Raw genomic sequence first — 12,346 nt, forward strand, 5'->3', positions numbered from 1 at the left:
AAACCACTAAAAATTATTATCAAGACCTAAAAGCTAAAAATCCTAAAAAAATAAAGGTGAGCGCATATTAGTCATGTATAATATGTACTCACCTTTATTTTCTTGTTCAAAGCACCCGTTAGTCACTCATGGAACATGGAATAAAGTGTGGTATTGATTTAAAATAAAGTTTGATAATTTATAAAAAAGATTGATAAAACCCTGTATTAATATAAGATTTTTCTTTCGCCCCTTAAATTTCAGTTGTATTGTTCAATTAAAGGGCCAGATTGTTGAGGAAACAGGAATAATAAGAATACTCAAAAGATTGTTTGTGAAGTGCTACACTTAAACTAACGGGCAGTTTAGCTTAAGTACATTTTTTCACAAATTTAAAGGGGGATATTTCCCCATTTTTTATACCAGCTTAACGTTGATTCGGGAATGTTGAACTTCGCTACCTGCTAATTGAATTCTACTTCATCTGGAGACCTTTAAATTAAAATGTTTCCTTTCTTCTGACAGACTTATTAAATTTCGAAAACAATCAATTCAATCATCTTTTCGTATAGAAAAACTTATTAAGAAACATGCACTAGAAAAAATATAAATCATATATAGGAGATATCCCGTTTGAATGCTTGAGGAGGATATTATGAAACCTATGTTACCTAGTGAAAAATATTTCGGTAATTTAGAACTAGTTTATGCATTTTATGGGGCTATGCCTACAGGTGTTACTGTTTCAGAAACCGGTCGTATTTTCATTTGCTTTCCGAAATGGGGAGACGATGTTAAATTTACGGTGGCGGAAATTTTTGAGGATAAATTGCAGCCTTATCCTAATTTACAAACCAATTTGGTTAATCCCGAGAATATCCCAATGACTTTCATCAGTGTCCAAAGTGTAGTTGCTGATGGAAGGGGAACGCTTTGGATATTAGATACAGCGGCACCCAATTTTTCTGAACCTATTAAAGGGGGGGCAAAATTAGTCGCTGTTGATTTAGAAACCAATACAATAAGAAAAGTATATACCTTTACAGAAGATGTTGTCCTGCCTACAACTTATCTGAATGATGTCCGTTTTGATTTTCGTGTTGGAAAAGCAGGTTATGCCTATATAACGGATTCTTCTTCAAGAGGACCAGGAGCTATTATCGTCGTAGATTTATCAAATGGAAACGCGTTTAGACGGTTAAATGGAGCAAATTCAACTTCACCCGATCCCTATTTTTTACCGAAAGTAGAAGGTCAAATTTTAATGAATCGAAACAAAGACGGTTCAACTTCTCCATTTAGGTTGGCGTCTGATAGTCTTGCGATTTCTCCCGATGGAAAGATATTATTTTTTGCTCCACTAACCAGTCGGCATTTGTTCTCGATCTCAACAGAAGCCTTGAGAGACAGAACGATACCGGACATGAATTTACCTTATCATGTGGAGTATTGGGGAGAAAAAGGTGCGTCTGATGGAATGATCACCGATGCAAAGGGAGCTGTTTATGCTGGAGATTATGAAAACAACAGTATCCGTAAGATATTGCCAAATGGCATAATGGAAGCTATCGCACATGATCCGAGAATTTTGTGGCCGGATACTTTTTCAATTGGTCCGGATCAATATTTGTATGTCATTGTGAACCAATTACATCGACAGCCTAGATTTCATTATGGAAAAGACTTACGACAGAAACCTTATAGTTTACTTCGTATCAAAATTGATGAATTTCCTGCTCCGACCTCTTCATAATAAAAATAGTCAATTAATTGTTTTCATTGATAGAAAATGATCAAACTTTTTTATAAAACCAAAACATAAACCTGCTGGATAAGAATCCATTTTGATCAATCTTTTTCAAAATGGATTCTTTTTATTTACCATAGAATACGGGTTAAAACGATATTTTTAATCAAACTTTATTTTAAAATTACGAAGGAACTCATGAATGTTTTAAAAAATATGGTGAAGTAGTAATACCCCAACTTATGAGTGAAATTAATGAAAAGTTAAAATGGGATGTTATTTCAAATGTATAAATAAAGGTAAAGAAATAGGCGCTGAAGAAATTGAAAAACTATTAGCGGATTTATCACCAGAACAAGTAAAGATTGTTTTTTATCAAGAAAGTAAGGAATATGTAAAAATACTAAATCAAACTGATTATAATCAAAGAAGTAAATTAGAAGAAAGTGAATTAAAAGCAATTCTAAGTGAAATGAAAGAGGAGGAAATAATAGAGTTTTTAAAATTTGAAAAGAATTCATTGATGAGATGGACTTCAATTAGTATTGCTTGGGATATTATTGGAAATCGTGGTGAGATTTCTAAGGACATTGCTGAAGAATTTACTGAAATTATTTTAAGTAGATTAGAGAGTTATTCTTGGGAAAATTCGGGGGATAAGCATTGTTGGAAAAATTAAAAATATATTAAAAGAAGATTTTTTATGGGATTTGGCGGAATATAATATAAAAAATCTTGATGACGATGACAATTATTATACTTGTAGCTCGAATATGGAGTTTCTGTTGCAATACGCAGGAGATTTATTATTTATAGATATTGTGAAATATATGTTCGATGAAGAGTTGAAATGTCACTATATGTGGCTAACTGGATGTGGATATATAAGCTTTAATTTTGAAATTGCTCCTTCAACTAGCTATTTACCTCAGCCTAAAGATATTAAAGAACTTGTTTGTAATATTCTATTTGAAGATTTTTCATTGAAAATCTCAATAGCTCTTTCATATATTTCTTTATCAACACAAAATCTTTCTGTTATCCAATAATTAAGTTCAGAAGATGTAATGATTTGTTCTCTTTTCTTACCTTGGAAATATCGTTTTAAAACATTATCATTAATAGAAGTTGGAATACCATCGATATAACCGAAAATCTGAATTTTCTTTAATACAGGAGATGTATGCCAATCGTTAGACCTTGAAATAAGTTCTTTCATATTTGATAAGTGTATTGGTTCTTTTACTTTTTCTTGATGAGCTTTAATAAGCTCATTTAAAAACTTTAAGCTAGTAGGCTGTTTTGTCGTTCCTAAAAATGATAGGAAGCTATTTACTAGTTGTACTTGGGTCATTTTCTTATCCTTTCTATATAGAAATTGTTATTGGTATTATTATAGAATATATGTCAGAAAATACAGTTATTCATTAATGGAGTGGGAGAGAATTATATGTCGATGTCGCTATATTATAAAAAAATCCGGGAGCAATTAGGACATGAACTAATATTCATGCCAAGTGTAGCTGCAGTTATTAAAAACGAGCAGGGAGAACTCTTATTTCAATATCCTGGCGGAGAATATTGGAGTTTGCCGGCTGGAGCAATTGAACCTGGGGAAACTCCAGAAGAAGCAGTAATTCGGGAAGTATGGGAAGAAACAGGATTGAAAGTACAAGTGAAAAAACAAAAAGGGGTATTTGGAGGGAAAGAGTTTCGTTATACATATGCAAATGGCGATAAGGTAGAATATATTGTTGTTGTGTTTGAGTGTGAAATTACTAGTGGAAAACTGAAATCGATAGATGGTGAATCTTTAAAACTACAATATTTCTCATTTTCTGAAAAGCCTCCTTTAGCACTACCATACCCGGATAATATATTTTTATAGATATAAAATAGCACACCTTATTTATTGAAGGTGTGCTATTTATATAACCCGGTCGTATACATCTCCGTTAACGTATACACAATTTCCTCTAAGTTAATCTTTTTGTCATTTTGCATAATAGTCCAAAGAAACGATTCATTCATCGCGAACCAACCGCGTGCTACAATCTCTTTATTTAAATTAGGTTGTGCTAATCCACTTTCTTGAGAGTAAGTAATATCCTGTTTAATGCTTGTTATAAAACGTTCCCGAATCTCATCCCATTTTTGCCGTATTTCTCTTGATAATCCTATCGCTTCCTCTACAACTTGCAAAATAGCCCGTTCTTCATCTGCTAATTGCAGGAATGCTCTAACTTGATTTTGGATCATTATACGTGCTTCCTCTTTTGTTTGTGGAGAAAAAGAGCGTTCAGCGATATTATAAAAACGATTCATAACATCTTCCATTAAACTAATTAGGAGATCATCTTTGTTTTTGAAGTATACATATGCTGTACCATATCCGGTTTCTGCATGTTTAATAATTTGTGTAATTGTCGTTTTTTGAAATCCGTTACGTATAAAAATAGTGTAACCAGAGTGTAATAGTTTCTTCTTCGTTTCTAAGGAGCGGTGTTTTCTGGATGAAAGGGTACTGTTTTTCAAAGAATCACCTCTTTATACTGAAATATCTGAAAATATAATTGTATTGTAAAAGAAGTTCATATATAAAGTCAACTGACATAATATCATTGACGTTGTATCAATTAAGGTGATATATTTCAATTAGTTAGAATAAAAAGAAAATTAAGAGAAGGTGACACCATGTATAAAGAACCATTTCAACCAACTTATGAGTATGCGCTTGAATGTGATAAACATGATGAACTGAAAGATTTTCAAACTGAATTCTATAAAAAAGAAAGTACTATATATTTAGATGGAAACTCATTAGGGCTACTTTCAAAAAGAGCAGAGAAATCATTACTTACGTTGCTAGATTCGTGGAAAGAGTATGGTATTGACGGCTGGACAGAAGGTGAGCATCCATGGTTTTTCCTTTCAGAGAAATTAGGTAAACTTACAGCCCCTCTTATTGGAGCTTTACCGGAAGAAACTATTGTAACCGGTTCCACAACTGCGAATATACACCAAGTTATTGCGACGTTTTATGAGCCGAAAGGAATACGTACAAAAATACTTGCGGATGAATTGACTTTCCCATCAGATATTTATGCACTTCAAAGTCAAATTCGTTTAAAAGGATTAGATCCAGAGGAGCATTTAGTAAGAGTGAAAAGCCGAGATGGTAGAACACTTTCTGAAGAAGATATTATCCATGCGCTGGAAGATGATATCGCTTTAATTTTATTACCTTCTGTTTTATATAGAAGTGGTCAAATTCTTGATATGAAAAGTTTAACAACGGAAGCTCATAAACGCGGCATTCACATTGGATTTGATTTATGCCATTCAATAGGATCTATTCCGCATCATTTCAAAGATTGGGATGTCGATTTTGCTGTTTGGTGCAATTATAAATATTTAAATGCAGGACCGGGTAGTGTTGCAGGCCTTTATGTAAATAGTAAACATTTTAATAGACTGCCAGGATTGTCTGGATGGTTTAGTTCTAGAAAAGATAAACAGTTTGATATGGAGCATACATTAACAGCTTCCGATCATGCAGGTGCTTATCAAATTGGTACACCGCACGTATTAAGTACAGCACCTTTAATTGGTTCTCTTGAAATGTTTAAAGATGCTGGTATTGAACGTTTACGCGAAAAATCTTTACATATTACAAGATATATGCTGAATTTAATTGATCACGAATTAAAAGATTTCGGATTTACAATTGGAAATCCATTAGAGGATGAAAAACGTGGCGGGCACATATATTTAGAACATGCAGAAGCAGCACGTATTTGTAAAGCGCTAAAAGCAAATGGAGTTATCCCTGATTTCCGAGCACCTAATGGAGTAAGACTGGCGCCGGTCGCTTTATATAACACATATGAAGAAGTGTGGAAATCTGTACAAATATTAAAGAAAATTATGAAAGAAGAAGAGTATAAACAGTTTGAAAATAAGCGAGAGGTTGTGGCATAAGCATGAAAACATCAGAGTGGATTGATATTTCACAACCGCTAAATAATGATATTGCAACGTGGCCAGGAGACACACCGTTCTCATATGAAGTTTCATGGTCAAAAGAAGAAAGTGGCTCGGTAAATGTTGGAAAGTTAACGATGAGTATTCATACAGGCACTCATATTGATGCACCATTTCATTTTGATAATGATGGAAAGAAAGTATTGGATTTAGATGTTCAAGTTTATGTTGGCCCAGCACGGATTATTGACGTTTCTAATCTTGAAAGCATCGGGAAAAAGGAATTAGAAAGCTTTCATTTAGAAGGTGTAGAACGATTATTATTACGTACATCTTCACATGGAAAAGCTGAAGAATTTCCAGATGTGATCCCTCATTTACGTGCAGACATAGCACCTTTTCTTTCGGAGAAAGGTATTCGTTTAATCGGAGTAGATGTACCATCAGTTGATCCGCTAGATGATAAAGAATTAGCAGCGCATCATCAATTATTTAAACATGGAATTCATATTTTAGAAAATGTCGTACTAGATCATGTAGCAGACGGTGATTATGAATTGATTGCATTACCACTTGCATTAACTGATGCCGATGGAAGTCCAGTTCGAGCCGTTATTAGACCAATATAAGTAGAATCATATAAAAGGGGCGTTTGGCTAATATGAAAGAAAATGAAAAAGTAATTATGGAAAAAGGGATTCATACGGATTTTAAAGAGAATATGACGTATGGGGAATATTTACAATTAGATAGTTTACTATCTTCTCAAAAAAGATTATCAGACCATCATGATGAAATGTTATTTATCGTTATTCACCAAGCAAGTGAGCTTTGGATGAAGCTCATTTTACATGAGCTAAATGCGGCGATTGAATCTATTAAACAAGATAAATTACAACCAGCTTTTAAAATGTTAGCACGTGTATCAAAAATTCAGTCTCAAATTATTCAATCTTGGGATATTCTTGCGACATTAACACCATCAGAATATATTGAGTTTCGTGATTCACTCGGTCAAGCTTCAGGTTTTCAATCGTATCAATATCGTATGATTGAGTATGCACTTGGCTATAAAACGCCACATGCATTAAAAATTTATGAAAAGGATCCAGAATTACATGCACGACTTCATAAAGCGCTACATGCACCAAGTCTATATGATGTCGCGATTCAAGCATTAGTAAAAGAAGGATTCCCTATTCATAAAGATGTGTTAAACCGTGATATTACGCAGCCTTATGAAGAAGATGCAACAGTAGAAGCAGCATGGTTAGAAGTGTATGCGGATGTGAAAAAATATTGGAATTTATATCAGCTTGCTGAAAAATTGATTGATATTGAAGACTGGCTACAACAATGGCGTTTCCGTCATATGAAAACAGTAGAAAGAATTATTGGACATAAAATGGGTACAGGTGGATCCTCCGGTGTTTCTTATTTAAAGCGAGTACTTGATCAACAATTCTTCCCAGAGCTTTGGAATGTTCGTACGAAATTATAAAAATAAACCTGTCAGTTCATTATGGCTGACAGGTTTATTTTTATTTGAGCACAATTATGTTTAAAATGAAGGAACAAGATATAATAAATGGATTAACTATTTAAATGGAGGTAAAGTTTTTGGATTTCAAGCAACTAGAAAATAAATTCGAAAAGAAAAAAGTGAATACATTTCTTGTTTATCAAAAAGGACAATTAACAACTGAGTATTATAAAACACCCGAATGTGCAAATAACTTATATAAAATAAATTCGATTACAAAAAGTATCGTATCTTTATTAATTGGTATTGCAGTTGATAAGGGCTATATAAATGATATACATACACCGATCACAGAGTGGATTGAAAATGTACCTAGGGGAAAACATAATTTAACACTATATCACTTATTAACAATGACTACTGGTGAGGACTGGAAAGAGTTTGGGAATGGAGTAGTATTCCCAAATGACTTTGTAGAATCAGAGAACTGGGTACAGTACATATTAGAAAAGCCAATAATTGAAGAACCTGCTACAAAAATGAATTATAATTCAGGTTCTTCTCATTTACTGAGCTATATTATTCAAGAAGCTACTGGAATGTCGACAGAGCGGTTTGCAAAGAAATATTTATTTAATCCATTAGAAATTAACGAATACGAGTGGCAACAAGATCCGCAGGGTATATATGTCGGCGGCTTCGGTATGAAAATGAAATCTACCGATTTATTAAAATTAGGAAAATTATGTTTGCAAAATGGATATTGGAATGAAAAAGAAATTGTATCAGCGAAATGGTTAGAAGAGTCAAGTAGGGCGCATTTTGAAACATATGAACATGTCGGCGCATATGGATATCACTGGTGGGTATTACATACCGAAAGATTTCACATACCGTATTGTATATATTTCGCTATGGGATACGGCGGACAATACATCGTTATCATTCCTCAGTTAGAAGTAGTAGCTATTATAAGTAGTCATATGCCAAAACGTGGGCTCGTTCCATTAAAACTATTTATTGAGTATGTACAGGGAAATTCTAATTATATATAAGAAAAGGAGGGAATGTATGAAGGATGAAAAAATTTTATCTTTATTTAGATTCTGTTTAAGTCTTCTAGTATGTAGCGCTATTATTACGCAATTCATAATCAGGGCACAAGTGAAACCGTTCAATCCAGTTAACTTTTTTAGTTTCTTTACTATCGAAAGTAACATTTTAGTTGCATGTATTCTCCTTTTAAGTAGTATCGGAACAGCTACATTTGGTCGCTCAGAGCAGTTTAGTATACTTCGTGGTGCGGCGACGGTATATATACTTACGACAGGACTCGTTTATTTTTTGTTACTAAGAGGGTTAGAAGAGTCACTTCAAACGGCAATGCCATGGGTAAATACTGTGCTACATTATATCATGCCGATTACAATGCTTTTAGATTGGATTTTAAATCCACCTATTAAGAAAATCACTTGGAAACAAGCTGCAAGTTGGCTTTTATTCCCGTTTTTTTACGTTGTATATAGCTTAATACGTGGTCCAATCGTGAATTGGTATCCATATCCGTTTTTAGATCCGAGAATAGGTGGATATGGTAAAGTACTTTTATACAGTATAGGGATAGCAGTTGTAATTGGTGCTATTTGTATATTGGTAAGATTTTTAGGGAATCGAAACTTTAGAAAAGAATTTTAGAAATGCAAGAACCCCACTGTATCTGTTTTTAACAGTGGGGGTTTCACTTTATCCAGCTATTTGTCGGGCTGCCCGTAAAAGTCCGATTGGTGAGGGCTGATGATTAGTGGGAGATGAACAAAACCCCCACTGATTAAGGTTTCACTTTATCTACTCGTCTTCTGAAACGACAACTTTATAAATTTCTCCGTCTTTGTTTCAAATTCTACATCAACAAAAACACCGTATTCTTTTCCGTTCTCACGTAACCACAATTTAAATTTTTCAACAGTTATTTGAACTGTTTTTGGTTTTCTACCTATATGAAGATAGTCAATAATTTCTGCTTTTGGGTATTGTTCTTTCGTCTTTTCTACGGCAAGTTTACCCCATTTGGCATACGGCGGCTGCGCATGAACAATTGATGAGCCTGTATATATATTTGAACATGTTGTTAGGAACAGAATGACAAGTGCAACACGTTTTAACAATTTTTTCATGATGAACTCCTTTTATCCTTTTTTATATTGTTTACATATTTTTTCAACGATATTAGTTTGGATTTTTTTGTCTTCTTTACATAAAAGCGAGGCTTTTACAAAACATAACCAAGAAATCATTTCCGTAATTAAGGAGGGAAAATTATGCGCCAAAAAGCTATTTTTAAAATAGCAGTTTTACTTGCGTTCATAGGACTGTCTTTAATGGTCAGTAGTATACAATTAAAGAATGTAGAAGCTTTTTCTAATCAAGTTATTCAAAGAGGAGCATCTGGCGAAGATGTCATTGAACTGCAATCTCGTTTGAAATATAACGGGTTTTATACGGGAAAAGTGGATGGTGTTTTCGGATGGGGTACATATTGGGCACTTCGGAATTTTCAAGAGAAATTCGGATTACCCGTTGATGGTTTAGCTGGAGCTAAAACGAAGCAAATGCTCGTGAAGGCAACGAAGTATGACAAGTCAACTGCTAATAAAGGGACGACAACGAATAAAGGAAATAGCGGTGGCACTGCACAAGAGAATAAACCACCTCAAAATAAAGGGACAAATGTTCCGAACGGTTATTCTCAAAATGATATTCAGCTTATGGCAAACGCAGTATACGGAGAATCGCGTGGTGAACCGTATTTAGGACAAGTTGCAGTAGCTGCCGTTATTTTGAATCGTGTTACAAGTGCGTCATTCCCAAATACTGTTTCAGGTGTAATCTTTGAACCTAGAGCATTTACAGCGGTAGCCGATGGACAAATATATTTAACGCCAAATGAAACAGCAAAAAAAGCAGTTTTAGATGCGATTAACGGATGGGATCCAACAGGAAATGCTTTATATTATTTCAATCCAGATACTGCGACTAGTAAATGGATTTGGACTCGTCCACAAATTAAAAAAATCGGTAAACATATTTTCTGTAAATAGAGCGGAGGTGGGACAATGTTACGAGGTATTATCATTGTATTATTAACAGTCGGTGTAGTAGGAACAGGCTATTGGGGCTATAAAGAGCACCAAGAGAAAAATGCAGTTTTAATTCGAGCGGAAAATAGCTATCAACGTGCATTCCATGATTTAGCATACGAAGTCGATTTATTACACGATAAAATTGGCACAACACTTGCGATGAATTCACGATCATCTTTATCACCTGCATTAGCGGATGTATGGCGTTTAACATCTGAAGCTCGCTCGGATGTAGGGCAACTTCCTTTAACATTAATGCCATTTAATAAAACGGAAGAATTTTTAGCGAATATCGGTGATTTCAGTTACCGTGCAGCCATTCGTGATTTAGAAAAAGAGCCGTTAAATGAGCAAGAATATAAAACGCTACAAACTTTATATTCAAATGCAGGAAATATACAAGATGAACTAAGAAAAGTACAACATCTTGTTTTGAAAAATAATTTACGCTGGATGGATGTAGAAATGGCACTTGCATCAAATCGCGATCCAGCAGATAACACAATTATTGATGGATTGAAAACTGTAGAGAAAAACGTAACATCATATTCTTCTACAAACTTCGGACCGACCTTTACAAGTGCGCAAAAAAATAAAAAAGGCGGATTTGAAGCGGAAGGAAAGGCAATTTCTAAAGATGAAGCGGCGAAAATCGCAAAATCGTTTCTGAATTTAAAAGGAAATGAAAAAGTAGATGTAGAGAAAAGCGGAAAAGGTGCGAAAGAATCCTTCTATAGTGTGAAAATTAAAGATGAAGCAACGAATAATGAGTTCTATATGGATATTACCGGAAAAGGCGGATATCCAATTTGGGTTATGAATAACCGCGAAATTAAAGAACAGAAAGTTAGTTTAAACGATGCAGGTAGTAAAGGTTTGAAATTTTTAAAGGACCATAAGTTTAATAATATGGAGCTTTATGATAGCTCTCAATATGATAATGTTGGTGTATTTACGTATGTAGTAAATGAAAATGGAGTACGAATTTATCCAGAAGCAATCCAAATGAAAATTGCTTTAGATGATGGTTCTATCGTTGGGTTCTCCGCAAAAGAATATTTAGCGTCACATCAAAAGCGAACAGTTCCATCGGCAAAGCTAACTGCAGCAGAAGCAAGAAAGAAAATCAATCCGGATGTAAAAGTCATGGAAGAACGTAAAGCTTTAGTAGTCAATGATTTGCATAATGAAGTGCTTTGCTATGAATTTGTAGGCACTTTAGGAAAAGATACGTACCAAATATTCATTAATGCTAATAGCGGGGCCGAGGAAAAGGTAAAGAAAATGCAAGCTGTTGAAAAAATTTATGATTAAACCTTAATAGTGAAGTGGTGAAAATAATGAAAACTCTAATATATATATTGATGCTTTGCTTCGTTATAACTGGATGCAGTATTGGAAAAAAAGACAATCCAAACGAAAAACCGGAACAAAAAAATGTTTCAATGAAAAATGTTAATTATACGAATAAATCAAATAAGCCAAATGAAAAAGCAGCAGATCATTTAGCATCTTTAGCGGCAAGTGTGCCAGGTGTGAATGATGCAACCGCGGTCGTTGTTGGAAAATATGCTATTGTAGGTATTGATGTAAAAGCAAAACTTGATCGAACTCGAGTTGAATCAATTAAATACTCTGTTGCAGAAAGTTTAAAAAATGACCCTGACGGTGCTAATGCAGTCGTTGTAGCAGATGTTGATACGTATGAACGGCTCAAACAAATTGGAAAGCAAATTAAAAAAGGAAAAACAGGTGAAGGTATACTAGATGAATTAGCCGCTATTGTGGGCCGAGTAATGCCACAAGTTCCAAATGATATGATAGAAAATAGAGAAACGAATCCAATTAAGGATAATGATAAACAATTACCAAAAGATGAAGAACAAGAGTTAAGAAAAGAACAGAATGATCAATCAAATAATCATTTGAATAAATGAAATTAGCCTCGTACTTAATTGTACGAGGTTTTTAAATATAATATTAAATATTCAGTTTATTTTTAAGGGAAAATAT

14 protein-coding genes are annotated in these 12,346 nt (G+C 34.0%); 11 read left to right on the forward strand and 3 right to left on the reverse strand.

Translation table 11 applies throughout. The annotated features are described in order from the left end of the window. Window positions 1-634 precede the first annotated feature (634 nt). On the forward strand, window positions 635-1,732 hold the full coding sequence (locus B9A45_RS15780; protein ID WP_015382380.1) for an L-dopachrome tautomerase-related protein: 1,098 nt from the start codon (window positions 635-637) through the stop codon (window positions 1,730-1,732). 262 nt (window positions 1,733-1,994) lie between these two features. Then, window positions 1,995-2,405: a hypothetical protein gene (locus B9A45_RS15785; RefSeq protein WP_000501981.1), complete on the forward strand. Its 411-nt coding sequence runs from the start codon at window positions 1,995-1,997 to the stop codon at window positions 2,403-2,405. 249 nt (window positions 2,406-2,654) lie between these two features. Here the strand turns inward: B9A45_RS15785 and B9A45_RS15790 are convergent, their stop codons facing one another. After that, window positions 2,655-3,080, reverse strand: coding sequence for a hypothetical protein (locus B9A45_RS15790; RefSeq protein ID WP_000195532.1), 426 nt, complete (start codon window positions 3,078-3,080; stop codon window positions 2,655-2,657). A 96-nt stretch (window positions 3,081-3,176) separates the two neighbouring features. Between B9A45_RS15790 and B9A45_RS15800 the strand changes: the two genes are divergently transcribed. Next, complete coding sequence (locus tag B9A45_RS15800) at window positions 3,177-3,614, forward strand: NUDIX hydrolase (RefSeq protein WP_000062928.1); 438 nt, start codon at window positions 3,177-3,179, stop codon at window positions 3,612-3,614. Between the two features lie 35 nt (window positions 3,615-3,649). Here B9A45_RS15800 and B9A45_RS15805 read toward each other — a convergent pair whose 3' ends face one another. Then, window positions 3,650-4,261, reverse strand: coding sequence for a TetR/AcrR family transcriptional regulator (locus tag B9A45_RS15805; protein ID WP_000798551.1), 612 nt, complete (start codon window positions 4,259-4,261; stop codon window positions 3,650-3,652). 159 nt (window positions 4,262-4,420) lie between these two features. Between B9A45_RS15805 and kynU the strand changes: the two genes are divergently transcribed. The 5 genes from kynU to B9A45_RS15830 all read left to right on the forward strand — a co-directional run bounded on the left by kynU (window position 4,421) and on the right by B9A45_RS15830 (window position 8,888). Continuing rightward, window positions 4,421-5,707 (forward strand): kynureninase, encoded by a 1,287-nt coding sequence (gene kynU / locus B9A45_RS15810; RefSeq protein ID WP_084064233.1) that lies wholly within the window; start codon window positions 4,421-4,423, stop codon window positions 5,705-5,707. A 2-nt stretch (window positions 5,708-5,709) separates the two neighbouring features. Beyond that, window positions 5,710-6,339 (forward strand): arylformamidase, encoded by a 630-nt coding sequence (gene kynB, locus B9A45_RS15815; RefSeq protein WP_000858061.1) that lies wholly within the window; start codon window positions 5,710-5,712, stop codon window positions 6,337-6,339. 32 nt (window positions 6,340-6,371) lie between these two features. Then, the gene (kynA, locus tag B9A45_RS15820; protein WP_000661957.1) at window positions 6,372-7,211 is read left to right on the forward strand and encodes a tryptophan 2,3-dioxygenase; all 840 of its coding nucleotides are present in this window, start codon (window positions 6,372-6,374) and stop codon (window positions 7,209-7,211) included. A gap of 119 nt (window positions 7,212-7,330) precedes the next feature. Next, a complete protein-coding gene (locus B9A45_RS15825; RefSeq protein ID WP_016110117.1) occupies window positions 7,331-8,248 on the forward strand; it encodes a serine hydrolase domain-containing protein in 918 nt (305 codons plus the stop codon). Between the two features lie 16 nt (window positions 8,249-8,264). Continuing rightward, a complete protein-coding gene (locus B9A45_RS15830; RefSeq protein ID WP_084064234.1) occupies window positions 8,265-8,888 on the forward strand; it encodes a Pr6Pr family membrane protein in 624 nt (207 codons plus the stop codon). 146 nt (window positions 8,889-9,034) lie between these two features. Here B9A45_RS15830 and B9A45_RS15835 read toward each other — a convergent pair whose 3' ends face one another. Beyond that, entirely contained in the window at window positions 9,035-9,367 is a 333-nt protein-coding gene (locus tag B9A45_RS15835) for a DUF3889 domain-containing protein (RefSeq protein ID WP_000734903.1), read from the reverse strand. Between the two features lie 144 nt (window positions 9,368-9,511). Here B9A45_RS15835 and sleB point away from each other — a divergent pair, with 144 nt between their 5' ends. From sleB to B9A45_RS15850, 3 genes are read left to right on the forward strand one after another with little or no spacing between them, the layout of a single operon-like run. Next, on the forward strand, window positions 9,512-10,291 hold the full coding sequence (sleB, locus tag B9A45_RS15840) for a spore cortex-lytic enzyme (RefSeq protein WP_001249053.1): 780 nt from the start codon (window positions 9,512-9,514) through the stop codon (window positions 10,289-10,291). 15 nt (window positions 10,292-10,306) lie between these two features. Further along, the gene (gene ypeB, locus B9A45_RS15845) at window positions 10,307-11,647 is read left to right on the forward strand and encodes a germination protein YpeB (RefSeq protein WP_000943727.1); all 1,341 of its coding nucleotides are present in this window, start codon (window positions 10,307-10,309) and stop codon (window positions 11,645-11,647) included. Between the two features lie 26 nt (window positions 11,648-11,673). After that, window positions 11,674-12,270 (forward strand): YhcN/YlaJ family sporulation lipoprotein, encoded by a 597-nt coding sequence (locus B9A45_RS15850; protein ID WP_000854054.1) that lies wholly within the window; start codon window positions 11,674-11,676, stop codon window positions 12,268-12,270. The last annotated feature ends 76 nt before the right edge of the window (window positions 12,271-12,346 follow it).

Origin of the sequence: Bacillus sp. JKS001846 (genome assembly GCF_900176455.1) — a bacterium.
Lineage (GTDB): Bacteria > Bacillota > Bacilli > Bacillales > Bacillaceae_G > Bacillus_A > Bacillus_A cereus.

Coding starts and splice junctions, on each gene's coding strand:
- B9A45_RS15780 (WP_015382380.1), top strand. CDS start 635: ATGAAACCTATGTTACCTAGTGAAAAATATTTCGGTAATTTAGAACTA.
- B9A45_RS15785 (WP_000501981.1), top strand. CDS start 1,995: ATGGGATGTTATTTCAAATGTATAAATAAAGGTAAAGAAATAGGCGCT.
- B9A45_RS15790 (WP_000195532.1), bottom strand. CDS start 3,080: ATGACCCAAGTACAACTAGTAAATAGCTTCCTATCATTTTTAGGAACG.
- B9A45_RS15800 (WP_000062928.1), top strand. CDS start 3,177: ATGTCGATGTCGCTATATTATAAAAAAATCCGGGAGCAATTAGGACAT.
- kynU (WP_084064233.1), top strand. CDS start 4,421: ATGTATAAAGAACCATTTCAACCAACTTATGAGTATGCGCTTGAATGT.
- kynB (WP_000858061.1), top strand. CDS start 5,710: ATGAAAACATCAGAGTGGATTGATATTTCACAACCGCTAAATAATGAT.
- kynA (WP_000661957.1), top strand. CDS start 6,372: ATGAAAGAAAATGAAAAAGTAATTATGGAAAAAGGGATTCATACGGAT.
- B9A45_RS15830 (WP_084064234.1), top strand. CDS start 8,265: ATGAAGGATGAAAAAATTTTATCTTTATTTAGATTCTGTTTAAGTCTT.
- B9A45_RS15835 (WP_000734903.1), bottom strand. CDS start 9,367: ATGAAAAAATTGTTAAAACGTGTTGCACTTGTCATTCTGTTCCTAACA.
- sleB (WP_001249053.1), top strand. CDS start 9,512: ATGCGCCAAAAAGCTATTTTTAAAATAGCAGTTTTACTTGCGTTCATA.
- ypeB (WP_000943727.1), top strand. CDS start 10,307: ATGTTACGAGGTATTATCATTGTATTATTAACAGTCGGTGTAGTAGGA.
- B9A45_RS15850 (WP_000854054.1), top strand. CDS start 11,674: ATGAAAACTCTAATATATATATTGATGCTTTGCTTCGTTATAACTGGA.